Origin of the sequence: Levilactobacillus lanxiensis (genome assembly GCF_016861655.1) — a bacterium.
Taxonomy (GTDB): Bacteria; Bacillota; Bacilli; order Lactobacillales; family Lactobacillaceae; genus Levilactobacillus; species Levilactobacillus lanxiensis.
In genome coordinates this window covers 15,070-41,121 of sequence record NZ_BOLN01000010.1, presented here as the reverse complement: position 1 = coordinate 41,121, position 26,052 = coordinate 15,070, and the positions used below count along the sequence as shown (strand labels likewise).

Sequence of the window (26,052 nt, the reverse complement as noted above, 5' to 3'; positions counted from 1 at the left end):
ATAATCGAAAAAATAAGGAATTCCAACAGTCACCATGACTATCGGAATTCCTTATTTTAGTCGTTACGATTGGTTGTCAGTCGTCAATTGATGCTTGAAAAAATCTATTCCGTCTTACCAATAACTAAACCATACCAATTACCCTTGCTGTAGCTGCCATCCTCGTTACCCTTGCCGCCCATGACGTTGTTGAGGACGTAGATTCCCAGCCGGTAGTTGGATAATTTGGCCCGCTTAGCCTTTGTGTACCCAGCCTGATTGAGGGCCTTTTCGACACCAGCTAATTTTTGCTTATTGGTCTGGGTTTTATGCTTCATTAAGTAAGTGGCGACCGTTTCGAAGGGGACGATGTGGGTGTATCCCTTGGTAGAAATGGCTTCAGGAGCATCTTCATCCCACGTGTCGTTGGTGGCAAAATTGTAAGCGGCAATTTGAGAAAGTCCCAAGTCAACCGGGGTGTTTGGAAAGAGTTTGATGATGGATCGTGCGAGCTTTTGATATTTACTTTGTTTGAGGTACTGCAAGTAATCCTTAGTCGCCACGAATTCGTCTGGATAAAGAATGTTTTGATTGTGGTGATCGGGAGTCTTGCCCTTTTGGACTTGGTCGCCGCGGACGTAGCCGTAGACGGTCTGCTTATTCACCTCAACGCCAACGTAGTAGTACCATTGGGGTGATTTACCATTATGAATCATCACGACTGAATGGCGCCGATACAGATTCTGGTTCGTATAGTTTTTTAGATTAACCCGTTTCTTGGTATGTGACCAGTTCCAGAGGTATACGTTTTTCTTGGTGACCGGAACGTGGTAGATATCACCGGCAAAGTCGGGCATTTTGTACCGGCGATGGGTTACCTGATAACCTTTAGGATTGAAGCCCTTGGTCAGGTTAGACTTGTAGACCCAGCCACGCTTATTGTCGGGCAGGTTGCTGACTTGAACCCAGTTGTGGTTCCCCTTATAGGTGCCAGTTGCCGTTTTGTACCAGGTATAAGTCGGATAGGTCTTGAGGTTGTAGAGCTTCTTAGTGTGGGTATCATTCCAAATGTAGGCGTTATTCTTGGTGCTTTTAGCATGATAGGCGACATCTGTGAACTTGTTGTACATAAAGCGGTCATCTTGCTTGACCTTTTTGAAGCTAATCTTTGGTTGCGAGCTAGTTGTTAGGCTTGCTGACGCCGTTGTTAGGCTCCCCAAGCCCAACGCCGCGCCAAGTAGTGTGAGGTAGATCAGTCTATTTTTCATGAAATTGTCCTCCCGGGATTATGAACTTATTACCAATGAGTTAAGTATAGGCGCTAATTGATTGTAGCTCAACTGGAATGCGGTCAAAGGCAGGGAGGCACCACTGTATTCGGCCTGTTAATGTGGCCTTTTAGGGAGCTAAATATCTCCAAAGATTTTGAGAAAAGTAAATATTGGCAGGATGCATGACATGATTTACTGGTTATGCCGTTCGGCAAATGGATCACTTATATGAAAATAAGTGGTATCATTAACTGATGTATTTAATTCTAGAGAGGAACATAAGCAAATGAAAAAACAGATGATGCGTTGGGTATTGGGACTTGTTGCGTTTGCGATGGTTAGTATTGGTGGGATGACTGCTCAAGCAGCTTCGCCAATGGTTAAAATTGGTGGTGTGAGTGTCGAACGCTCATTTCTCAATATTGGCACCTATTATCAGGCCACACGAGCAGCTAAAGCGACTGTTACATATTACAAGACGAGCAAGCCTGATACACAGTATACGAAAGTTATTACGTTGCCCAAGGGGACGATTATGTCGGGATGGATTATTCCCAAGCATAAGTTAGCGAAGGGACAATGGGGGAATGAACTCTCGTTAGTTGATGGAAATCTGAACTATACATTGGTGAATCAAGGCGCCAAGAAGGGCTATTTAGCTTCTGGAGTCGTTTCGTATGCGTTGAAGAAATTCAAAAAAGTTAAAACGCCAGCCTATATGCCAACCTATAGTTATGGTGATTTGTACTTGGGTGGTGCTAAGGCTACTCGAGAAAGTGATAGTCAGGTGAAACAAATCGTGCGTATCACAAGCAATGGGTATGTCGAGTTGATTCACCAAAATAAACGAACGAATAGCGACGGGGCTTTTGCTGGTAAGCCTAGTAGTCAAGCAAAAATCGTAAAGACCAAGGTTAAGGGAGCTACGCGCTATCTTTATTTGAACACGAAGATGAAGGGCGTTAAGACTACCCGTGTTGGTAAGAAAAGTGCGTATCAGTATCGCCTGGCCTTGAAGAACTTACATCAGCCACAGAACTTAAGTAGTTATGATGATGATCGTGGCGAAATTTACGTCTTTGACAGTTTGTACGCAGTTGGTGGTGTGACGTACTATACGTTAATTTGCAATGGTAGTGACATTGAAGACTAATTTATTTGCCTTGTGATTTAAACAGTCCGGTGCCCATGGGGCGGGTAAGCATTGCCTACCGTTATCGGCAATAAAATTTCTAAACACATATAAGGCCCAATTCATGTAGATGGATTGGACCTTTTTCACGTAATTTTTAGGATGATGTGAGTCTTACTATAATAATAGGATGACTCGAATGTTTCATGTAAAACGCTTAGTATTCAACGGAAGCTTGGTGGCTAACTTGATCATAAAATTCACTACCTGTTTTTATATGAAATTAAGACCCTAATATCGCCTGAAAAGTAGCTCGGTTGGCGCCGACAACAACGATAATCCCGTCAAACCATCGTTACCACAATCTTGCCGCGCGCATGTCCCTGATGTGAGTAGGCTAATGCTTCAGGCAGTTCAGTCAGCGGAAAGGTCCGGTCAATGATGGGGCGCAGGCGTTCTTGCGCAATCAGGTCCGTGAGAATCGTTAATTGGGCGTGGCTGGGTTTCATGAATAGAAAATGATACGAGACGTGAGCACGCTTAGCCGTTTGGGTTAGCCGGTGACTCGCCAACCGGATGAGCTGGCGTTTCCACCATGGCAATCCGTATGACCGGGCAAATTTAGCATCCGGCAGGCCTGAAATACTGACGACACGGCCACCCGGTTTCACGATTTGGAAGGCTCGCAACAGGTTGGGTCCCCCCAGCGTATCGAACACCGCGTCGTAACCTGACAAGGTCGTTGCGAAGTCTTCATGATGGTAGTCAATGACCTTGTCGGCCCCTAGTGATTGGACAAACGCCGTGTTTTTCTGACTAGTCGTGGTCGTGACCTTGGCGCCTAGTGTTTTGGCCAACTGGATTGCCACCGTCCCAATGCCACCGGCACCGGCTTGAATCAGGACGCGCTGTCCCGGTCGCAGGCGCAACAGGTCGTGAAGTGCCTGATAGCTGGTCAACCCCACCAGGGGAATCGCCGCGGCCTCGGTAAAACTGAGATTGCGGGGCTTCAATGCGATATCGGCCTGGTCAACAGCTAGATATTCAGCAAAGGTGCCAATGCGGTGCTTGCGGGGACGGCCGTAAACAGCATCGCCGACTTGAAAGTCAGTCACATGGGTACCGACTGCGACCACGGTTCCGGCAAAATCGCTGCCGATAATCAGTGGCATTTGATAAGGTAGCAAGAATTTGAGCCCGCCGGCCATCGTTTTTAAATCGATTGGATTAATGCTAGCCGCCTTGATTTGGACCAGGACATCGTTGGCGTTTGGTGTGGGTAGGGGGACGCGCTGAATGACCGGCACAGCCTGACGGTAATGGGTAATTAGAGCGGCACGCATAGTTTTTGTCATGAAAATAACCTCTTTTATGGTTTATATTTTTAAACGGATAAAAGGCATTATAGAACGTTGGTTTAAAAATATCAACCTTTTAATTGGCGAATACATTCAGTTGACAAGCGGATTAATACATGTTTTAATGGTTTAAAATAATAAACCAAAGAAGGCGATTCACTTTGCCAAGTTTGATAAAATTAAAGCATGAATTTACCCAATCTAGCGACTTTCTTGTGGCATTGGGTGATCAAAAGCGGCAAACCATTATCATTGCCTTGTTGGACGAAAAAGTGGTTCATCAGGGTCTACAGGTTACTGATTTAGTGGGAGTCACTGGGTTGTCCCGGCCAGCAGTTTCCCACCATTTAAAAATTTTACGGGACGCAAAATTGGTGGATTATCGCCGTGAAGGGACGAAAAATTTCTACTATCTGACGCACGATACCACTGCCATTGATCAATTGAAGACGCTCTTGGACCACGTAATGGAGATTATGACATGCAATCAACAACTATGAAGAAAATTTTAATCGTTGTAACGAATACGTTACGCTACGGCCAGACGGATGACCCAACCGGCTTGTGGCTAGGTGAGGCAACCGAGTTTGCCCAGATTTTGGAGCAGGCTGGTTATGTGGTCGACTACGTGAGTCCGCGTGGTGGGTTCGTCCCGTTGGACCCGCGGAGTATGAAATACACCGACGCCGAAATCATGGAAATGTACGCCACACCTGACTTTCAGCGCAAAGCACTCACGACATCGTTGGCACCCGAACAGATTGATCCGGCGGACTATGCAGCTATTTATTATGCCGGCGGTCATGGGGTGATGTGGGACTTCCCCGACAACCAACCGCTGCAGAATATAGCTGCCGGCATTTACGCCAATGGGGGTTACGTCACGTCCGTTTGTCACGGAATCGCTGGTCTATTGAACATTAAGACAGCGGCTGGTAATTATCTGATTGCTGATCATCAAGTGACGGGCTTCACCAAGGCAGAAGAAATTCTGGCTGGCAAGCAGCGCGTTGTGCCATTTTTTAATCAGATTGAGGCGGAGAAACGGGGGGCACATTTCCTGAAACGCCGGGCCTATCGCGAATACGCCGTACAGGATGATCGGTTGATCACTGGACAAAACCCGTTCTCGGCTAAAGCCGTTGGTCGATTGTTAGTGCAGAATTTACAAGCTAAATAAAAACACCTGTTACCCTGAAAAATGGGGTAACGGGTGTTTTTACAGTGCCCCCAAGTCCTTCGGCTGTGCACCGTTCGCTACCAGTCGATTGAACTCAGCGTGGACGGCTGGGTCGACGTGGTTGGTGCCGGGGAGGTAGTGGATGCTCTCGGTACCGGCCTGGAGTGCCGTTTTGTAGTACCACTTTTTCCAGCGCAAAAAGTCGAGGGTGTGTTGGAGTCGCGCCATCTTGGCCTCCAACTGAGCCTCGTGCTCCGCTAGAAAATCGTAGCGGTCGTGTAACGTGCTGTCGCCGGTCATACACAGATCGATGAAATGGCCGATCTGCTTAACGGGGACGCCGGCTTCCTTGAGGCAGACGATGACCTCCAGAAAATTAAAATCGTTATCTTTAAACCGGCGCCGGCCAGCTGCGTTGCGGTCAACGAAGGGCAGGAGTCCCTCCTTATCGTAGTAGCGCAGGGTGTAGGGGCTAATGTCGAGCTTATCTGCGACTTGTCCAATCGAGTATGTCATGAAAAAACCTTCTTTTTAAAATTTAGGCTTGACCTAGAGTTAACTCTAGATTCTATACTTGTGCCATTGATTAAACAAGCGAACATTTAGGAGGAACATTTCATGACTGAACAGAAACCATTAGTTGTTATCACCGGGGCCAGTTCTGGCTTTGGGGCCGAGGATGCCAAATTATTCAACGCGGCGGGTTACCCGTTATTGCTGTTGGGCCGGCGTTTAGCAAAGATTCAGGCGCTACCACTAGACTTCACCAACGTTCTGACCGCCGCTGTCGATGTGACGGACCAGGCCGCTTTGGCAGAAGCCATTCACACCGCCGAGGCCCAATACGGTCCGACCGACCTGTTGATCAACAACGCTGGTGTGATGCTGCTGGGGAACGTCACGCGCCAAGACCCCAAGGAATGGCAAACGATGCTCGACACCAACGTGATGGGCGTACTCAACGGCACCCAAATTGTCTTGCCCGGCATGATTGATCGCCAACACGGGACCATCATCAACATGTCTTCGATTGCTGGGTTCAAGGCGTTTGCCAATCATGCGGCCTACGTTGCCAGTAAGTTCGGTGTCCACGGCCTGTCCGAAACGATTCGCCAGGAGGTCGCCGGCGATAATGTCCGGATCTCATTGGTAGCCCCCGGGGCAGGGGAGACGGAACTGTTGACCCACGTGACCGATGCCGCGGCATTAAAGGATTACGAGGCCTGGAAGCAGACCATGGGTGGCTTGACGTTGGATGCCAAATACGTGGCGCAGACCGTGAAATTTATCTATGACATGCCGCAAGAAGTTAACATTCGTGAAATTGATTTGGCAGCGACCCGCCAAGATAGCTAATGTTCCACGTGAAACACGATGATTAATGAGCGCCCGGCCACACGGATTTCGTCTGTGGCCGGGCGTTTTTGCCGGGGTTGGGAGTATGGTATGATAGCGGTATCAAAAGCTGAAAGGATGACCCTGATGACTAACCGTGACAAGATGCATACCGGCGACCTGTACCTACCGGACGACCCCGCCATTGAAGTGGAACAGAAGCGCTACCTCGACCGGCTCTACGACTATAACCACACCCGGCCGAGCGAGCCAGCGAAGCAGCAAGAGATTCTCCATGAGCTGTTTGCCGACCTGGGTGAAAACTGCTACGTGGAACCGCCATTTCACGCCAACTTTGGTGGGCATCACGTTCATTTTGGCGTCAACGTCTACGCCAATTTCAACCTGACCATGGTCGATGACACCCACATCTACGTCGGTGATCACACCATGATTGGGCCCAACGTGACGCTGGCCACGGCCGGCCATCCCATCAACGCCGAGCTGCGTTCTCGGAATTATCAGTACAACATGCCAATTCACATTGGCCGCAACTGTTGGCTAGGCGCCGGCGTCATCGTGCTCCCGGGCATCACGATTGGCGATAACGTCGTCGTGGGCGCGGGGAGCATCGTCACCAAGGATCTGCCGGACAACGTGGTGGCGGTGGGCGACCCGTGCCACGTGCTCCGGCCAGTCAATGCGCATGACCGTGAGTTTTACTTTAAGGACCGCCGAATCGATCCAGACCTATTTGAAAAATGAAAATGACGCCAGCTTCGGACGAGTACCGAAGCTGGCGTTTTTGAATGAAATGCAGGTAATTTTTTCAAACGACATCATGTGTCATGCCAGAGGTGTACGCTAATCCTGTAACAAATACATAAACTGGAGGAGAGAGAAAAATGAAATTAACCCAAACACTAGCCCTCATCACGGTTACCACCGGATTGGGACTCGCTGGCGTCGTTACGTTGCCCGGCAATACCACGCAGGCGGCGGCCAAGTCGACGCTGAGGACCTTTCCCAAGGCCTTTCGGCATAACTGGTATAGGTCATCTAGTAAGCGTAGTACTGCCATGAAAATTACGGCTAAGACAGATTATATGCGCTACAATATGGGCACGGACTTTGTTAAATTTAACCTGCATGCGCACAAGTTGCCATTTCCCAACAACAAGAATAAATATAAGTCATTATGGATCTACGCCAAAAAGCAACATGGCACGATTCACATTGGCCTGTGGAATAAGAGTGTGACGCTGCCACTAGAAGGTAGCTACCGCGTCAGAACCAAGACTTATAAGAACCGGAAGATTAAGGTGCTCCAAGAAGTTTCTGGTGGACATGTTAATGGCACGTACTACACCACAAAGAAATTAGCGGACCACTTTAACAAGTAATAGTCGAATCAAAAACTAGGGATAACGTCGTTCATCAAGGTCGGCGTTATTCCTATTTTTTTAGGCAGTATCGGTCGTTTTCCCCTCCATAAATAAAAAAATATCCCCTTGCTAGTAGCAAACGACATGATGTGTCATGCCATTATTGTACGATAGGTGCATAATCAGTTGGCACAAAGTGAGAGTTGTTAAAATTAAGATGATTGAAGGGAATCAGCAATATGAGCGAAGAGAAAGCACAGGTCCGGACTAACGCGGACGTTCAACAGGTTTACCATGAGGCAGAGAAACTCAAAAAATCACGGGAGTGGCGGATGGCCCAGCACGATTGGACCGTCGACAAGCTACAAACCCTGCAGGCAATGGCGCTACCGGAATTGATTGAGCATTTACAAACAGTTGTCGCAACAAAAGTGGCGATGGACAATTTAAATACGGCCTATCAACGAAAGACAGACAACTTCTTGAACGCCTTTAATAATCACGTGAGCGATTTAGATGATAAATTTAGACAATACGCCTATTTAAATCAACATCCAGGTGAGATTGCCTACTGCCGAACTCACCACGTGAAGAGCTTGCCCACAACGAAGCCGATTAATAATCGGAGCACCAAGGTGGCTAAGATTGGGACGGTTGTGAGCTTTGCGGCGTGCTATATTTTAACCTTCCATAACAATTTTCTGATGAATTGGATAGTTACCGGACTACCACTGCTATTACTAATGATCATCGGCATGGTGGGCTTCCCACTGTTATACATAGCCGCCAAGTTTCATCTGCCTTTTTCTCAACCCTGGGCCATGTATCACAATCATCGTATCCTAGCCTTAGGCAAACGGATTCGGCGGGCAGATGAACGGTACTGTCAGGAGAATAACTGTGATGATGCATCGCTGCGAAAACAGTTCAAGTATGGTGAAAGTTTAGATGCCAATCGGGGACTTTATTTTGAGCAAATGAGTGGCGAATCAGACCAGACCAAAAACTATTTGGTGGGCTATGCCGCAACCTTGAAAACCCATGCGACTTACTTTCCGATGGATGATCTACAGGATGTTCGGCACGCCTTTCGAATTTACAAGTTACTCATGAACGGGCGGGCTTCAAGCTGGAAGGAAGCAACGGTCTTGGTCGATGAGGATGAACGAATCGACCGGCTGAAGAACACGTTGGTTGATGAGATTCGCTCGGCTAAAGGTGACATTATGCGCGCGATTAAACAAGCTAGCACGGAAATTACACAGGCAGTGGCGGCGACAACTGAGGCCATTGAAGGTGTCAAGAGTTCCGTGGACTATCAAACGGAACGCATGGAAAAGTGGAATGAAATTCAATTAGCAGTGATGGATTACCAAACGGATATTATGAAGGACAGCAATGATCGCATCAATCATTACTACGGTCGGGCACATAAGTACTATTAAGGAGCGTTCAGTTATGAAGTTAACCCAAGCACTAGCCCTCATCACGGTCACCACCGGATTGGGACTCGCCGGAGTCGTCACGTTACCCGGCAACACCACACAGGCAGCGGTCAAGTCGACGCTGAAGACCTTTCCCAAGGCCTTTCGGCATAACTGGTATACGTCAGGGGGAAAGTTCGGCAATGCTATGAAGATTAAAGCCAAAACGGTTGATATGCGATTCTATCATATTGCCAGTTTTTCTCGGTTTACACTGCATGCGCACAAGCTACCATTTCCCAATAACAAGAATAAATACAACGGATTATGGATCTACGCCAAAAAGCAACACGGCACGATTCACATTGGGTTGTGGAATAAGAGCGTGACGCTGCCACTAGAAGGCGGCTATCGGGTTAGAACCAAGACTTACAAGAACCGAAAGATTAAGGTGCTTCAAGAAGTTTCTGGTGGACACGTTAATGGCACGTATTACACCACGAAGAAATTAGCGGGTCACTTTAACAAGTAATGATCGAATCAAAAGCTAGGGATAACGTCATCCATCAAGGACAACGTTATCCCTAGTTTTTTACGCATCACCAGTGATAATAACCAAGAAGAACACAACACAGACAGCAGTTCTCCTACGTTTTAAAATTCTCCTTGACTGTAACGTTACGGGACAGTTTACAATAAAATCATACCGATTTAGAGCAACGAAAAATGCGGAAGAAGGAATTTAAAATGTCACATCCTAACCAAAAAAATGATAATGTTCAGGAATGGCTTGGCGTCCCTTATGGTACGGCTGAGCGGTTCCAAAAGGCACAACTTGTTCCGTTTGAGCCCAACCATGACTATAATCAAAGCGGCCCAGCGTCGTTGCAGTTAACAGATCCAGCTTTTTTAAATTCAGACAAGGGTGAAAGTGAAGATTGCTTAAACTTAAACATCTGGGCGCCAGATAATGTGCACGAAAAGCTGCCAGTCGTGGTTTATATCCACGGTGGTGGTTGGACATACGGTGCTAATTCGCAAGACACATCAGATTTATCGGGACTAGTCGCTAGTGGTAAGGTGATCGGTGTTTCCATTAATTACCGTCTGGGACCACTTGGCTGGCTCGAGCTATCCCAGTATGGTGGAAAATTTAAGGACGCCAGTAATTTAGGCTTGCAAGACATGGTCCTTGCCCTAAAGTGGATCCAGCAATACATTGGGGACTTTGGTGGGGATGCCAGCCAGGTGACGCTTACGGGCCATAGTGCCGGCTCATTTTCACTGTTGACGCTCTTAGCGGTCCCTGAAGCAGACGGCTTGTACACAAGATTAGCTGCATTTTCTGGTTATGCCGCCCGTTATATTCCAGCTTGGTGGGCGGAAGAGTTGGCGGATAAAGTGTTAAAAACACTGGATCTAACGTCACCAGAACAGTTATTAACAGTTGATACTAAGGCATTGATGAATGCCGTTAATCAAGTCTTGCCAACGGACGTTTTAAAACGCGGGAATCTAAATACTCTGTCAATTGGTATCGTCGATGATGAGTTTTTGCCAAATGGTGTGTTAAAAGCGCATCCCGCTGACGTGATTAAGAGTGGGGAGCATAAGGATGTTGATCTAATCATCACGTCAACCACCGCCGAAGCAAGCTGGTACGCCGCTAACATGCCAGACAATGTCGATCCTAAATCGATTGGAGCCGTCATTGATGAAATGGTTTACGATTGCCACATTCCTCGCAAACAAGCTGAGGCCATCGCCTTACATTGCGGTGCCGGCAAAGAGACGCCCCTTGAGGTCCGGACCCGCTTCTTTACGGATTATAACTTCACCTTACCGGCTATTCGGGAAGCTCATGATCATGCGCAAGCAGGTGGGCGCGTTTATCAATTGAGTGTGGGGCCGGCCGAAGGATCACCCGCTTATCATGGCACTGATATGTATGGGATTGTCGGCCAAGCCGCCCCTGATGCCAGTCAAGAACAACTGGATCGTGATAACTTTATTAGTCAAATGTTGCTGAGCTTTGCGACTGACCACCCTGAAAAGCTATGGTCACCAGTGAAGGCAGACCAATTAAATATCAAGGATATTGGTCAGCGGCCTTATCAAGGGAATGAACATGCTCAAACCGTGCTACAGCTATTTAAAGGTATTGCTCGGCCATAAGAGTGCGTAAAAATGCGGTTAAAAACGCCTTTTTTATTTGATTACAGGGGGGTTCAACAGAGAGGATTAGATTTTGACCAAGAAATTTTCGTTTTTTTCAAAAGACATTGTTTGCGTCATGTTAGCAACTTTCTTTTATCAATTTAGTATTCAGGCAGTTAATCCACTAATGAATGGGTATGCTCGTAATTTAGGGATTAATAGTGCTTTTGCTGGTATCATTGTGGGGATTATGAGTATCACGTCAATGTTGTTAAGACCCTTTGCTGGAAACTTAACCGATCGCATTTCTAAATATCGACTAGCCCTAATTGGGGGGAGTTTGTGTGCGGTTAGTGATTTTGGCTACCTATTTGCCGGCAACGTCTCTTGGTTATTAACCTTTAGAATCGTCAATGGGGTCGGTTTCGTTCTATGTACCATTTGCCTAGCGACCTGGATGGCCTTCCTAGTGCCACGCGAACATCTGGGCGCAGCGATGGGGTATTACGGCCTGTTAAACGCGCTGGCCATGGCGATTGCGCCGGCTCTAGCCATCAGTCTCTATCAACTGCTCGGCTATCAATTCATTCTCAGCCTGGCAGCCGTGAGCGCAGTGGCCATGGTCGTTGCCATCCAATTCATTGACGACCGTGCCAAACCAATCGTTGACGCAAAAGATCACCATTTCAAAATTATTCAACGTGATGCTTTACCAGTGGCCATTATTTTTTCACTACTGTCGATTCCCTACTTCGTTACCCAAGCAGATATTGTCATGTACGTGCAAGAACGCCATTTGAACGTTACGGTGAGCCTATTTTTCCTATGCTATTCGCTGGCGTTGATTGTGATTCGCATGCTGCTGAAAAATTATTTCGATACGATTTCATTTGGCGTTTGGTTTGCTGTCTGTATCATTGCCACAATCGGATATATCATCCTACTCACCATCATGCGAAATAACTTTGAGATGATTTTGGCAGCCGGTTTAATGGCGGTCGGGTTTGGGGTAATGGTGTCGGTTTCCCAGTCTACCTCGCTCTTATTAGCGCCCATAGAAGAACAGGGACTGGCGAACGCGACTTACTATTTGGGTAGTGATATTGGGATGTCTCTTGGTCCCATTATTGGGGGAATTCTCCCAACTATTTTCCCACTCAACTACTTTTACCCAGTGATGTTAGTGATTGTTCCGCTAACAGCCATTCTTTATCTGTGTAATCGCCGTAAACTTAATTCGGCCGTACAGGTTAATTAAAGCGACAGTGATTTGCGATGTTAAAAAAGTCTGTTGCCACTAGATTGTGCATCTAGTGGTAACAGACTTTTTAGTCTAACTCAATCTAATTGTTTTTAGCTCCGCCAGTAGCCATTCTCCTGTTCCACGGCCATTTGGCCCGCCAAGTTCAGGTAGTTAAACGGTTCGTTGAAATTAGGCGAGAACAGCATGTCTAGCAAGGCCAGTTGGTCAATGGTCCCGCCATTTTGAATCAGCGCGGATACCGTGTTGGCTGCCTGGGAAACGTCATGTTTGCAGAGCAACTGGGCGCCAAGAATTTGACGATTATTGCGGTCGTACAGCAACTCCACCGTGATGGGATGGGAGTCTGGCATGAAGCCTGGTCGGTACGTGCCGGTATACTCGACGTGTCCGACGTTCAGTTCCGCTGTCTGCGCTTGTGCCAGGGTCAATCCGGTGCAAGCCATGGTGTAATCGAAAATTTGCATGCCCGTGGTGACCTGGGTGCCCAGCGTCCGTAAACGCCGGTCTCCGACGTTGATGCCGGCGACGGTACCTTGCCGCACGGCTGTGGAGACCAGTGGGGCGTAGGTCACACCGGTCGACGGATTATCGCGACTGAGCACCGCATCGCCGGCCGCAAAAATATCGGGGTCGGAGGTCTGCAGGTAGTCGTCGACCAAAATCGCGCCGTTCTTGGCCATCTTGACCTGGCCGGCTAGGAGATCCGTTTGGGGAATCATGCCGGCACTAATAGCGGCCATGTCGACGTGGTAGTTGTCGTGGTTGGTTTCAATCAAGAGCTGGTCGTTCTCAGCGTCCTGAAAGGAGGTCACAACCGTGTTCGTTAAAACGCGAACCCCTTTGGCCGTTAAGAGCGCAGTAATTTTGTCCGCGATGGCCGGTTCGACGTAAGTGTTGAGCAAATGTGCTGGTTTCTGAATCAGCAGAACTTGATAGCCAGAGGTCGCGTAGCCTTCAGCCAGCTCAACGCCGACGTAGCCCCCGCCAACGATGGCGACACTCTGCTGACCAGCGGCGTAGGTGCACAGGTCGTGGGCCTCGTCGTAGGTTTTACACAGCAGGACTTTGGGATTCTCCACGCCGGAAATGGCGGGGATAGCCGTGACGGAACCGGTGGCCATGATGAGTTTATCGTAGGTGTCGCGTTCGATTTTTTTGGTAATTAAATCCTGGACCAACAAGCAGTGGGTCTTCGCGTTGATGCGAATGACGTCGTGATTGGTGGCCATGTTCACACCCTGCTTAACGAAGTCTGCGGGCTCGGCGTAACGCGCGTCGGCAAGGGCTTCCACGGTGCCTTCAATATGTAAATACGTGGCACAGGACAGGTATGAAATCGTGTTTTGCCGTTCATAAACGGTGATTTCAGCGTCGGGATAATAAGTTAAAATTTGTTTGACCGCAGCAATACCTGCGTGGGTACAGCCGATGACGACGACTTTCATAAGATTAATCATTTCTTTCTATTACTAATTGACTTCATTATAGTATACTGTTCAGTAAGGTAAAGCAATGCAAATTGTTTATGAGGGGGTAGTATTTTTTGGAACCAATCTATCGGTATTTTGTGCAACCACAGATTAATACGGAAACGAAAACAGTTTTTGGCTATGAACTCTTGATGAAGCAATTGACCCCTGACGGTTGGCGTTTACCGGAATCCTTTTCCGCTATCGACCCACAAATTGTGGCAGACCTGCTCGTGGCAACCACGAAGGTTCTGTCACCTAAAGTGCGTTATTGTTCAGTAAACGTTAACCGTGAGCAATTAATGACGACGTCAATTGCGTCCGCCATCACGAAAAGCCAGGAACAGATTTATCCGACGCGCTTGGTCGTTGAACTCACCGAAGATGATGGACCACAAAAGTATGCGGTTCAAGACCTGATTCCCCAGCTGAAAAAATTCATTGATCAGGGGATGGAACTGTCACTGGATGACGTCGGCACGGGTGATAATTATTTCACAGACATCCAGGATTTATTGCCGCTGGCGTCCGAAGTTAAATTTGCGTTACAAAACTTCAACCAAGGTTTCAGTGATCCCAAGATTCAGCAGCAGGTCCATTTCTGGCGCGCCATAACGGCAGAGTATGGGTTGCGTTTGGTGCTGGAAGGTATTGAGGATCACGAGGACAGTGTGCTGAGTAAGCGGTTGGGCATCCGGTTGAAGCAGGGGTACTACTTCAGCAAGCCACGCCTGCTCAAGCTCCCTGGCGATACGTTTGACGCGGGTTAAACCGGTTGTTACTTACGCCTCCGGGCTGGTGAAAACTGGGCCGTGACGCTGTGGGCGCACGTCTGGAGCCGAAGAGCGGTCTCCAGACTTACTTTGAGCCGGAAAGCGCGTCTCAAAGATAGCAATTACCTAAGCGAGAGACCCGCTAAGGTAATTCCCACGGCTGAGCCCATTTTCACCAGCCCTGCGGCTGACACGGGTTTAACCCGCCAAATGTATCGTCACCTAAATCTTTTGGCTTAGTTGATGCCTTGAGTTTACTCCAGGGGTCTATTGGTTGCTAATAACTTGACCCCAGACTTTCAAAGCAGGGCGCATAAACTTCAAAATAACGAAACTAACTGTCGCAACGCGTATCGTATCCTGGTACGCGTTTTTTCTGTGCAGTAAAACGATTAATTGTAGATAATAAAAATATTTTATACCTAGTGGTGGTATTTAATGATTACGGTAACTATAATGGGGCTAGATAAGTTGACTACTGGTAACTATTGCGAAAAACATAATGGGCGACTAACCATTGAATTGAAACAAAGTGGTCAATGATATTTACTTATAATCCAGCAAAACAAGCGATTTACTAAAATTAGTTCGGGGAGAAAGGGCGACGATGGATGACAAGGAAACAATGGCAGGAGCTACTGGTGGCGGCGTTATTGGTGGTATTGGCAATCGGGGTCTTACGTCGCCCACGTTCGCGGGTGCAAGCGGAAGCGGCGACTACGACTGTGCCGGGGAAGGGGACGCCTAGCGCTGCGCCGTTTGGGTTATTTGGGTTTTATTTGAACACGGGATTCAGTTTACAACCGGAGGACCGCTATACCTATGTTAATAATGCCAAGCTGTTGACGACCGATACGGCGCACTCGATGTGGGCAATATTTAATCTGACAGCTAAAGATCATTTTCAGTGGTACCAGTCAGTTGATGGTGGTAAGAATTGGACCAAAGCACAAGATGGCAATAAAGCCTCTGATAAGTATGGGACAACACCGGATTTGATTGTGACGCCCTCGAAGGAAGGTACCGTCTATTACCAAGCCTCGTTTCAGTACTACACTGTCTTGCCTATTTGGCCAGTGACGAACACTTATTTCTCTAAAGTAGCCGCAGTAACAACCCTACCGGCGCCAATCGATGCCAGTGCGGTCAAAGTTTCAATTGATAATAACTATCTATACAACAATCAGGATGTGGCGGCCTCGACGTTCGTTCACGGTCAGCCGACGCCAGCGAACGCGACGGGAAATATCACTTGGACCAGTAGTGATCCGACTATCGCGGCGGTGGATGCTAAAACGGGGAAGGTCACGGCAAATAAATCAGGCAAGGATGGTCAGGTGACCATCACGGGGACCGTCCAAAATGATGGTCTTGCCGACGTGAGCGATTCGGTCACACTGACCGTTGGTGGTGGTTTGGCAGATGAAACGGTTACGGAGGGGCAGTCCGCCGATTTCCACGTACTAGGGAATATCGATCAGAAGCCGGACAACGTTGCCTGGCACCGAGTTGACGCTAAAACTAAGGATGATAAAATTGTGGCCAACACGCAGAGCCTGGATTACCAGACTCCCGTGACCACGTTAACCGACAAGGGCGCCCTGTATTACGCTGAGGTCACGGTTACCATGTTAGATGAACAGGAAAAGCCGCAGACGCAGACAATCAAGACGCGTCGAGCTGAACTAACAGTTAATCCAAGCACGGTGCCGCAAGTCACCATTACCAGTGACATGAAAAATTTAACGGCCGCGGCGGAAGCGAACACCACTGCACAACAATTGTCTGGGTCCGTTAATCCGATTCGAAACGATGACACTGCCCATAATTTAACGAATATCGTGCAGGGTGATGAATGCAAAATTACAGGGACCATCATAGATGCCAATTGGGTTTATTCGACGATGGCCAGCGGGGAATTAACGTTTGAACTGCCTAGTAGTCTGAGTAATCAGCTGAAGTTTAAACTTAATGGGAATGACCAGGCAGTTGCTAAGCAAACGGTCGGGTCAGAGACGATATTTTCGGTTAGTGGTCTTGACTTCAGCCAGGTACTTTTCGGTAGTTACGATTACGAAATTGATTTCACCTCCCCCATCACGACTAACCAGCTCTACACCACCGGCTTGCGGTTGCGGGGAAGTGACAAGAACAATCAACCGCTGGGAACTTACAGTGGGCCCAGCCTCAGACTGAACTTTACGGACGGCGTTATCGACGCAACGGCCCATCCCATCACCTTTGGAACGCTGGATACAACCAGTCTAGGTAAAACGGTGGCGGGTCAAGTCATGGACGGTGGGAACCTGCTCGACGTCAGGGACAATCGACGCCGGCGCGACCAGGTGGCCGTTCAACTCCAACAGAGCACCCCCTTTTACAGTGGCGACCGGCCCTTGGCGGCAGACCTGTTCTACGACAGTGGCTCGCTGTCCTATCCACTGTCGAACGTTGCCCAAACCGTCATCAATGCTGGGGCCGGGATTGCGGTTCAGTCAATTGGGGCTAAAGGTGAGCACCTGAATCTGAAGCTGCTATATGCCGCCTACCAGGCTGGCCACTATACGGCAACACTAAATTGGACGTTTGCGACAGTTCCTAGTGTGTAAAAGTTTCACGTGAAACATCGTTACCTGTGACGATTAAAAAAGCGGCTAGTCTTACTACGCGTAGGGCTGGCCGCTTTTTGTCAATCAATAACGGCTATCTTATGCTTAAATTGTTAAAATAATTTACGATTAAAATGGTATTTGTTAAAAATAAAAAGTATAATAAAACCAGACAGAGTCGTTAATTTGTAACACCAGAAATGGCTGATTGACGAAATCTCACATAGACATCAGATGTTTGCTAAAAACTAGGTTGGCAAACGAATGATCGTCAGGACTTATTGGGTAATGGACTAGGCATTAATGACCGCAAAGTGTGACGGTTTTAACCACTATTTGGTTGAACTTTTTATCATAGTAATTTTAGGTTGAGAATTAAATTGATGGAGTCAATTGAGGTAGTGGGTACACGGAAACGTCAAGGCGGCTAATTTAGGAAATGCTGCCAGGGCACTCTTCGCGTGTGTAAAGGGAGACGATGCTATGACAAAGAAAAAATTAGGGCGTGTGTTGCTGATGTTAGCAGCATTGTTCGTTGCTGGCGGATTTTTCAATAGCACAAAGCGTGCGCCGGTCGCGGAAGCCGCGGTCACCGGCTACGGCACACCAACACCAGATATTAGTAGTTTTTTGTTTTGGTACACGGGTACAGGCTTTCGGCTGCAGCCACAGGATGAGTATACGGCGGCGGGGACGTCTAAGACGTTAACGACTGGGGTTGGGTATTCGTTTATGGATACCTGGTTTAATCCCTTGGCGTATAATCATTTTCAGTGGTACCAGTCAACTGATTCAGGGGCGAGTTGGCAATCAATCAAAGGGGCAACGAGTTCCAGCTTAACAGTTACACCAACTACGCCAGGAACGACGTATTATCAGGAACGTTTTGGGTATTACCTCTTCATTCCACCATTTACACAGAGCATGTATTACTATTCGCGAGTTGCTTCGGTTACGGCTTTAGGTGATCCCGTCAATGCGACAAGTTTGTCGGTTAAGGCGGATGACAATTACCTTTACAATAATCAAGATAATGCCGCAACAACCAATGTGCATGCGACACCAACGCCAGCTAATGCGACTGGGAGTGTGACTTGGAGTAGTAGTAATCCAAGCTTGGCTTCAGTTGATAAGGATGATGGGACCGTGACGGCCAATAAAGACGGTAAGTCTGGAACAGTGACCATCACCGGGACCATTAAAAACAACGATGGCACGACCAAGAGCGATTCTGTTGATATTAAAATTGGTGGTGGGTTGGACGACCAAACCGTTGATGCGGGGAAGACCGCGACCTTCAAGGTCCAAGGGACATTCCCATCGGCACCTAAATCTGTTGTTTGGTACCGTAAGGCTCCTGGCAGCAGTACCGCAACTAAGGTTGCCAGTGGAACCAGCTTGACGTACACAACGCCGGCGACGACCTCAGCGGACGATGGTGCGAGCTACTACGCTGAAGTGACGATTGCTTCGGACTCTAATTCAAAGACGATTACCACGAACACAGCTAATCTTAACGTGATGTTCAGTACATCTCCTAAGGTGTCAATTACCAGTAAAATTACGGACTTGACGGATAATACTGGGAACACCGACACTTACTTGAGTAACATTGTTGCTGGTGACAACGTTGAAGTTTCAGGGACCATTACGGATTCTAACCCGGACTCCACGCTGCAAGGTGGTGTCCTGAAGATTAAGGTACCTGAAAATATTGGCAGCACGTTCTTCTACATTGACGATAAGTTAGTCAATAATACGGCAAAGCCCGAAGATAATGGTTCTGGCGGTTATGATTACTATTTGGTCCAAGGGACTGCATTAAAATCAGATCGAATCGATTTTAGTAGCCAACAAACACATAAGTACAAAATTGATTTTCAATCACTAGAGACAACGAACACAGATTTTACAACTAATGTGAAAGTAGACGGCTACGATGATAAAACAGCAGGTACCATGCTGGATACCTACCAAAGTCAAAACCTAAGCATGAACTTTTCAGCCAATACGCTGACGGCGAAGGCCGGGAATGTCACTTTCGGATCACTCTCCTATGCCAACGTCAATCAGGACATTGAAGGTCAAGTTGAAGGTGGCGGCGACTTATTGGCCATTTCTGACGATCGGCGGACCAAGACGGGGACAACGATCACGCTGAGTCAAGCAACGCCATTTAGAACCAGTGATGGCAGTCACACGTTGGATGCCACCCTGAGTTATTCCAATGGGAGTTCGGCGATGCCGTTAACGGACAAAGCACAAACCGTTCAGTATTCCGGTCCTGGGATGACAGTGGGCTCGCTCAGTTCAGATCACGGGCAGAAATTAATATTGAACATGGCTAGTCAGGCTATCTACACGGGGAGTTATTCTTCGACGCTTGATTGGACCATTACGATGGCACCATCATAAAATGAATGATATGAAATGGTCGACAGGGATGTCGGCTATTTTTATGGCGTTTTTTGATGGGTAGGACTAATGTTTTCCTAATTAAAAACGCAATAAAACACCATCAATCCGACACCAAATGTCGACCAGCCCATCCGCCACAAACTCCCGAACGATAAGCGTTGACCGCTAAAATGTGAAAGCGTATTCTGAAATTAAGCGTGGCCCTCACGACTAACCGGAGCTAGTTAAGGGGCACATTTATTTCAGAAAATGGGGAGGACAAGAAAATGACAAAAAACTGGCAACGCGGCCTGCTCGTGGTGGGCCTAATGGTGGCCGGGCTCAGTGTGGGACAACCAACGACGGCCAATGCGGCGACCAAGCTGGCTGTCGTGCCCAAGGCCCTGCGTGGCACCTGGGTGACCCACTACCGCGACAGCAAGAGTTATGGCGTAGAAATCTTCACGGCCACGACCTGGCGGGAACGAATCGGGCGGACGAAGACTCAAGCGCTGCACGCGAAGGATAAATTCCGGTATCAGCTGCGACAGACCAAGCCAATCAATCAGCGGACCTTCACCTTAACGGGGACGCGTGGCCATTGGCAGGCCCATTATCGGTTAAACGATATGGCCTTCCCCAACCAAAGCATCTGGCTCAAGCAACGGCGGCTGAAGGGGAAGACCCAGCTCGTACTGACGGCGTTTAATCCAGCTCGCACAGATGTCTTTACCAAGGTCACTAAAAAATAATTATTAATAAATGGAGGAATTCCCATGAAACTGACGACTCTCGTGACCGCGACACTCCTGACCCTAACGCTAGGCGTTGCCGGGGTAGTGCTGACGCCAGCAACCACTGGCCATGCCAAAGCCAAGACTACCCTGAAGACCTTTCCCAAACAGTTACGCGGCACCTGGTACGCGGATGCCGGGAAAATCGATGGGTATCACTACTACAACGGGGTTCGCTTCACGGCCAAGCGATTCTATTTCCAAGCCAACGTGACCAAAAACTTTGTTGGCTTCCCGTTGCATGCCCATAAATTACCGTTCAACGGCACGAAGAAGGGCCATCTAGAATGGGCTTACGCGACGAAGCATCATGGCTTGGTGAAGGTAGCGCCGTGGAATCGTAACGTTACCCTACCACTGGCCGGGTACTATCGGAAGACCACAACGAAGATCAAAGGACACAAGGTCACCGTCGTCCAGCAAGTTTCCGCGAATAAGAAATACGTCAATTATCAATACTACGCCACTAAGAAATTGGCGCGGCAGTTTGCGAAACACTAATCAAATAACCTCGTAAGGGCAGTCGATGCGGCTGTCCTTTTTTCTTAGATTGGTCCTAGCAGGTGCATTCTATCGGTAGTTACGGTAAGATTGGCGTAATGACTTTTAACGGTAACGATGTTTTACCATTCGGGAGGGAATCGTATGACAAGTAGTGACATTGAAACGGCATGGCCCACTTTTCGGGCTGCCACGGCGTATAAGGTCTTAGAGATGTATCCGGAGCAAATTGTGAAGCAAGTTGTGTTTACCTTTACAAGTATGCTCCAGGAGGTCAATCACGTTGATGCTTGCCAATGGGATAACCAAATGGTAGCGGAAGGATTAACTGTTTTGAATCAGCAGGCCCAACAAGATAGTGATCCGCTGGCCCTGACAATTTTGAAGCTAAACTACAGCGTGTTAAAACCGTTCTTATTGTTTTGGGCGAAGGCTAAGGAAAGCCAGCTGCAGGTAAAACCGATTCGTCAATTTCTAAAAGAGTTCGAAGTGGTGACGGGGATGGATGGGAGTCCGATTGATGTGGATGCCCTATCAGTCCAGGATCCAATTCCGGATCAACCTTGGCTAGCACAATGGCAGGAGCGCACGGCGAACGACATTCAGCGTTACACGCAAGACTGGTTAACTGCGTACCTCACCAGTCCTGCATGGGCGCAGGATCAAGCGACAGGCGTGACAGAAGACCAGCTGGATAGACTATTAACGTATGTCGTGACGCAGGGGTATGATAAATACCGCAAGACACCGAAAAGTTGGAGTAAGAAAGTGCTGGCCGGGGTGTTGGACGAGGTCGTCGCTAATTTAGATTTGACGGCGGCAGAACTGTCCCTGACAATTCCGGCCATGGGTCATTTGCTAGAATTCGCCGGTGAGCAGGGCTGGTTAAACGCGAAGAAGGCCAGCACGTATCAACGGTATTTGACGGACCTTACACCGGAAACGATTGAGCGGGCCAAGGATGACAGTAATTTCGGCCCGGATAAACAAATCTTTAATGCCATGGTTGCTCAGGGCATCGACATCGAGGACGAAGCGGCAGTCAGAGCCTTTCTAGAACAGATCAAAGCGCAAGGCGGATTGGTAGATAGCAAATACGAGGGTGGTATGCGTCTGCCAGATGGCATTGACCTGACGGCTGACGAATATAACCTCCTGCTGGATGACGATGATCTGCTCTACACCTTTGCGGAAAGGTATGAGCCAGATCCAGGACAAGACTACCTGCGAAAGCATCACGTTATGACCTATGACGGGCGAAAATGGCAGGAAGACGATGCCGATAGTGCGCACGTCTTTGGCATCGTGGTGGGCTTACAAGTGTGGTTACGTCGACAAGACTATCAGCTATCTCAGCAGTGGCAGGTAGCTGAGAATACGCTGGCGATGGTTGCCGGTGTTGCTGATATGTTATATAGTCAGCACCTCATCACGTTGGAGCAGTCGACGCCAGCCATCTGGCAGGAGTTTGGCCGATGGATTCAGGACGCCACGCCAGATCCAGATGGCATGCGGGAGTTGATGCGCGCCATTGCTCACGTCCTGCAAGACGCCGGCTACATGGCACCCCAAGCAGGAGATAAACTGATTGCGGCCCTCACGACGGGGCAACCTAAACAACAGAAGAAGACCGGCAACGTGCTTTCATTTAAAGAAGCCCGCAAACGGCGCAAACATAAGAAACGTTAAGCCAATAAAAGGAGAACACTAACATGAAACACATCGTAGCGGGAATCGTTGCCCACGTTGATGCCGGCAAGACCACGCTATCGGAAGCGTTACTGTACCAGTCCGGCGCGGTGCGGCAACTGGGCAGAGTCGACAATGGGGATGCCTTCTTGGATCCGGACGACTTGGAAAAACAACGCGGCATCACCATCTTTTCTCACCAGGCCAGTTTGACGCATGACGACCTGCACCTCACCTTGCTGGACACCCCGGGACACGTGGACTTTGCCTCACAAACAGAACAGGTGCTCAGCGTCCTGGACTATGCCGTCCTGGTGGTTTCGGCCACCGACGGCATTCAGGGCTACACGCGGACCCTATGGCGGTTGCTCGACCACTACCAGGTGCCAACGTTTATTTTCGTGAATAAAATGGATGCCCCCACGGCAGACCGCGAGCGCGTCTTGAGTCAGCTGCAGGAGACCTTCTCTGCGGGTTGTGTGGCCTTCGCGGGGACGAGCTTACCGGACGAGTCAGCCGAAGACGTCGCCATGCAAGATGACGCGGTGTTGACGGACTACTTGGAGACCGGAGATCTCAGTGATGACACGGTTCGCCGCATGATTCAGCAACGAAAAGTCTTCCCTTGTTACTTCGGTGCAGCTTTGAAATTAGACGGCGTGGATGATTTTTTGTCTGGATTGTCTTACTGGACACAAGAGAACACCTATCCGGCTGAATTTGGCGCCAAGGTTTTTAAGATTTCTCACGACCAGGACGAACGGCTGACCTGGATTCGGGTGACCGGTGGTGAGTTGGCGAACAAGGCGGTCATTTTAGACGAGCAAAAAGTGAATCAGCTCCGTGTCTACAATGGGAGCAAGTTCACGATTCAGCCTAAGGTGGTTGCGGGGGAAGTTTGTGCAATTCCCAATCTCACGGGCACCCATCCAGGACAGGGCTTGGGACAGCAGGCGGCGGCCCGGACACCGGAGATTCAGCCGGTGCTGACCTATGCCGTGGATCCACGGGGCGCCGACCTACATCATTGTCTGACGGTGCTGCAGGAATTAGAGGATGAGGACCCACAGCTTCACGTGACCTGGTCCAACCAGCTCCAGGAAATTCGGGTCCAGATTATGGGCGCCGTTCAGTTAGAAATTTTGCAACAGATGCTCCATGATCGGTTTGACCTGGACATTGGATTTGGCGAGGGGAGCATCCTCTATCAGGAAACGATTACCCAGGCGGTCGAGGGCGTTGGTCATTTCGAACCGCTGCGGCACTACGCAGAGGTCCACCTCCTGATGACGCCGGCACCGCGGGGCAGTGGCTTAACGTTTGCCGCCAACTGCTCACTGGAAGTGCTGGGTAAGAACTGGCAACATCAGGTACTCACCAACCTGCGCGCCAAGAAGCAGTTGGGGGTCTTGACGGGTTCGCCACTCACCGACGTGAACATCACGTTGGTGACGGGGCGGGCCAGCATCGTCCACTCGGTCGGTGGAGACTTCCGGGAAGCCACGTGGCGCGCCGTACGACAGGGATTGATGATGTTGCGCGAACAAGGCGCCTGCCAACTCCTGGAACCTTGGTACCAATTCCGCTTGGAAGTTGGCCAGGACCAGGTGGGTCGGGCGATGAACGATATTCAACGGCTCCATGGGCAGTTTGATACGCCGGACGACACCGCTAGTCCCGACGGCATGGTCGTTTTGACTGGGACAGCTCCCGTCGCCGAAATGCAGGGATACTCGCAGGAAGTCTTGGCTTACACACATGGTCAGGGCCAACTGGAATGCCTGGTCGATGGCTATCGACCGTGTCATAATCAAGCGGAAATCGTGGCGGCCCAGGACTACGCGCCCGTCGCCGACCTCCCCAATACGCCGGACTCCGTGTTCTGCGCGCATGGGGCCGGCTATCCCGTTCCGTGGGATGAGGTGCCGGGGATGGCGCACGTGGATTATGCGTATTCGGCCGCGGATTTGCAGGCGTTAGGGTAGTCAACTAACGGTCAATTGACGCGGAATTCATTCCGTGATAATCTACCAACAACTAATATATCGGAGGAATTGCCAGATGTCAGTCGTTCAATAGGCGTTACGCAGGTTGCTAAGAAAGTGGTCAAACACCGCTGACTTTAGTGTGCCCGCAAATGCTTGAACGACGAAATAGACATCTGCGCCCTCATAAAATTTTTGGGGTGCAGTCACGACTGCGCCTTTTTTGTCGTCAGCCTTTCGGGTACCGTCACGAACGAAAGGATTTGAACGAGTTGAAAACTGATTTAAACGCGTATGGCTTAACTGAGCGAATCGCTCAACTGGCGGCGACGGAACCGACGTTGACCCTGGCCCGGGTGACCGAGCAACATAGAGAAACCTACCAAGTCATCAGCGCCACCGGACCAGTCGCCGCTGAACTAGGCGGGAAATTCCGGCACGCAACGAAGGTCGCCACGGATCTGCCAACGGTGGGAGACTGGGTGTTGACGACCGTGTCCCCGGACGACCAATTGGCCGTGATTCAGCAGGTCTTACCCCGCCAGAGTGTGCTGGAACGAGCAGCTGTTGGCAAAACCGGTGCCGGTCAGCTGATTGCGGCCAACGTCGACACCATCTTCATTTGTATGTCGCTGAATGCCAACTTTAACGGGCACCGCCTCGAGCGGTATCTAACGATGGCCTGGGATAGTGGGGCCGTGCCGGTCGTCGTCCTGACCAAGGCCGACCTGTGTGCCGATGTGGCTGAAAAATTGGCGGCGTTGGCCGACGTGACGCTGGGCGTGGACGTGATTACGTGCTCCGCCACCACGGGAGCGGGTGTCGCGGACTTGCGGGCCTACGTGACGGGCAATCAAACCGTGTCATTTATCGGGTCGTCTGGTGTTGGCAAGTCCACGCTGATCAATAGTTTGCTGGGCCGCGAGACGTTGGTCACCCGAGAAATTCGGACGGATGATAAGGGTCGGCACACCACCACGGCGCGGGAGTTGTTGCGGTTACCGAGTGGTGGCGTGGTCATCGACACCCCGGGGATGCGGGAACTCCAGGTCCAGGGCGGGGACCTGACCAAGGCGTTTGCGGATATCACCGCGCTGGTGGGTCAGTGTAAATTTCGTAACTGTACCCACCAAACGGAACCAGGATGCGCGGTGCAGGCGGCCATTGCGGCGGGTGACCTGAACGCCGAACGTTTAGCCAGTTACCGCAAGCTTGAGCTGGAAATGAGCTATAGTGACATGAGCGCCAGAGAACGGGAAAACGCCAAGATTCAACGGTTCTTCGGTGGTAAGAAGGAAATGAAGCAGGCCAGAAACCACATGCAACAGATTCGCCGGCGGTAATGTTTCA

22 protein-coding genes are annotated in these 26,052 nt (G+C 49.4%); 18 read left to right on the top strand and 4 right to left on the bottom strand.

Annotated elements, in window-relative coordinates; translation table 11 throughout:
• Positions 1-104 precede the first annotated feature (104 nt).
• Positions 105-1,247 carry a hypothetical protein gene (locus JUF22_RS11750; RefSeq protein WP_203646476.1) on the bottom strand — a complete coding sequence of 381 codons (1,143 nt, stop codon included), beginning with the start codon at positions 1,245-1,247 and terminating at the stop codon, positions 105-107.
• 289 nt (positions 1,248-1,536) lie between these two features.
• Between JUF22_RS11750 and JUF22_RS11745 the strand changes: the two genes are divergently transcribed.
• The gene (locus JUF22_RS11745) at positions 1,537-2,403 is read left to right on the top strand and encodes a hypothetical protein (RefSeq protein WP_203646473.1); all 867 of its coding nucleotides are present in this window, start codon (positions 1,537-1,539) and stop codon (positions 2,401-2,403) included.
• A 323-nt stretch (positions 2,404-2,726) separates the two neighbouring features.
• Here the strand turns inward: JUF22_RS11745 and JUF22_RS11740 are convergent, their stop codons facing one another.
• A complete protein-coding gene (locus JUF22_RS11740) occupies positions 2,727-3,737 on the bottom strand; it encodes an NADP-dependent oxidoreductase (protein ID WP_203646466.1) in 1,011 nt (336 codons plus the stop codon).
• 164 nt (positions 3,738-3,901) lie between these two features.
• Between JUF22_RS11740 and JUF22_RS11735 the strand changes: the two genes are divergently transcribed.
• Positions 3,902-4,240, top strand: coding sequence for an ArsR/SmtB family transcription factor (locus JUF22_RS11735; RefSeq protein WP_125765018.1), 339 nt, complete (start codon positions 3,902-3,904; stop codon positions 4,238-4,240).
• Positions 4,237-4,920 carry a type 1 glutamine amidotransferase domain-containing protein gene (locus tag JUF22_RS11730; RefSeq protein ID WP_203646664.1) on the top strand — a complete coding sequence of 228 codons (684 nt, stop codon included), beginning with the start codon at positions 4,237-4,239 and terminating at the stop codon, positions 4,918-4,920. The genes JUF22_RS11735 and JUF22_RS11730 overlap by 4 nt, the downstream gene beginning before the upstream one ends.
• 39 nt (positions 4,921-4,959) lie before the next feature.
• On the opposite strand, the gene JUF22_RS11725 is transcribed toward JUF22_RS11730, so the two are convergent.
• Positions 4,960-5,436: a MerR family transcriptional regulator gene (locus JUF22_RS11725; protein ID WP_203646464.1), complete on the bottom strand. Its 477-nt coding sequence runs from the start codon at positions 5,434-5,436 to the stop codon at positions 4,960-4,962.
• A gap of 102 nt (positions 5,437-5,538) precedes the next feature.
• Between JUF22_RS11725 and JUF22_RS11720 the strand changes: the two genes are divergently transcribed.
• From JUF22_RS11720 to JUF22_RS11690, 7 genes are all read left to right on the top strand, one after another.
• A complete protein-coding gene (locus tag JUF22_RS11720) occupies positions 5,539-6,276 on the top strand; it encodes an SDR family oxidoreductase (protein ID WP_203646462.1) in 738 nt (245 codons plus the stop codon).
• A gap of 126 nt (positions 6,277-6,402) precedes the next feature.
• Positions 6,403-7,020: a sugar O-acetyltransferase gene (locus JUF22_RS11715; protein WP_373306116.1), complete on the top strand. Its 618-nt coding sequence runs from the start codon at positions 6,403-6,405 to the stop codon at positions 7,018-7,020.
• Positions 7,021-7,160: 140 nt separating this feature from the next.
• Complete coding sequence (locus JUF22_RS11710) at positions 7,161-7,658, top strand: hypothetical protein (protein WP_203646460.1); 498 nt, start codon at positions 7,161-7,163, stop codon at positions 7,656-7,658.
• A gap of 221 nt (positions 7,659-7,879) precedes the next feature.
• A complete protein-coding gene (locus JUF22_RS11705; RefSeq protein WP_203646458.1) occupies positions 7,880-9,085 on the top strand; it encodes a hypothetical protein in 1,206 nt (401 codons plus the stop codon).
• A 13-nt stretch (positions 9,086-9,098) separates the two neighbouring features.
• Positions 9,099-9,596, top strand: coding sequence for a hypothetical protein (locus JUF22_RS11700; protein WP_203646451.1), 498 nt, complete (start codon positions 9,099-9,101; stop codon positions 9,594-9,596).
• A gap of 194 nt (positions 9,597-9,790) precedes the next feature.
• Positions 9,791-11,239, top strand: coding sequence for a carboxylesterase family protein (locus tag JUF22_RS11695; protein ID WP_308439815.1), 1,449 nt, complete (start codon positions 9,791-9,793; stop codon positions 11,237-11,239).
• A gap of 73 nt (positions 11,240-11,312) precedes the next feature.
• Positions 11,313-12,479: an MFS transporter gene (locus JUF22_RS11690; protein WP_203646447.1), complete on the top strand. Its 1,167-nt coding sequence runs from the start codon at positions 11,313-11,315 to the stop codon at positions 12,477-12,479.
• A 95-nt stretch (positions 12,480-12,574) separates the two neighbouring features.
• On the opposite strand, the gene JUF22_RS11685 is transcribed toward JUF22_RS11690, so the two are convergent.
• Positions 12,575-13,930, bottom strand: coding sequence for an FAD-dependent oxidoreductase (locus JUF22_RS11685; protein WP_203646445.1), 1,356 nt, complete (start codon positions 13,928-13,930; stop codon positions 12,575-12,577).
• A gap of 98 nt (positions 13,931-14,028) precedes the next feature.
• On the opposite strand from JUF22_RS11685, the gene JUF22_RS11680 reads away from it, so the two are divergent.
• The 8 genes from JUF22_RS11680 (at position 14,029) to rsgA (ending at position 26,045) form a co-directional block, all read left to right on the top strand.
• Complete coding sequence (locus JUF22_RS11680) at positions 14,029-14,724, top strand: EAL domain-containing protein (protein WP_203646443.1); 696 nt, start codon at positions 14,029-14,031, stop codon at positions 14,722-14,724.
• 614 nt (positions 14,725-15,338) lie between these two features.
• Positions 15,339-17,336, top strand: coding sequence for an Ig-like domain-containing protein (locus JUF22_RS11675; protein WP_203646441.1), 1,998 nt, complete (start codon positions 15,339-15,341; stop codon positions 17,334-17,336).
• A 483-nt stretch (positions 17,337-17,819) separates the two neighbouring features.
• Positions 17,820-19,751 (top strand): Ig-like domain-containing protein, encoded by a 1,932-nt coding sequence (locus JUF22_RS11670; RefSeq protein ID WP_203646439.1) that lies wholly within the window; start codon positions 17,820-17,822, stop codon positions 19,749-19,751.
• A 269-nt stretch (positions 19,752-20,020) separates the two neighbouring features.
• On the top strand, positions 20,021-20,485 hold the full coding sequence (locus tag JUF22_RS11665) for a hypothetical protein (RefSeq protein ID WP_203646437.1): 465 nt from the start codon (positions 20,021-20,023) through the stop codon (positions 20,483-20,485).
• Positions 20,486-20,509: 24 nt separating this feature from the next.
• Positions 20,510-21,028, top strand: a complete 519-nt coding sequence (locus JUF22_RS11660) for a hypothetical protein (protein ID WP_203646435.1) — start codon at positions 20,510-20,512, stop codon at positions 21,026-21,028.
• Between the two features lie 144 nt (positions 21,029-21,172).
• A complete protein-coding gene (locus JUF22_RS11655; protein WP_203646433.1) occupies positions 21,173-22,717 on the top strand; it encodes a hypothetical protein in 1,545 nt (514 codons plus the stop codon).
• Between the two features lie 23 nt (positions 22,718-22,740).
• Positions 22,741-24,702, top strand: coding sequence for an elongation factor G (locus tag JUF22_RS11650; RefSeq protein ID WP_203646431.1), 1,962 nt, complete (start codon positions 22,741-22,743; stop codon positions 24,700-24,702).
• A 272-nt stretch (positions 24,703-24,974) separates the two neighbouring features.
• Entirely contained in the window at positions 24,975-26,045 is a 1,071-nt protein-coding gene (gene rsgA, locus JUF22_RS11645) for a ribosome small subunit-dependent GTPase A (protein ID WP_236000777.1), read from the top strand.
• Positions 26,046-26,052: the final 7 nt, after the last annotated feature.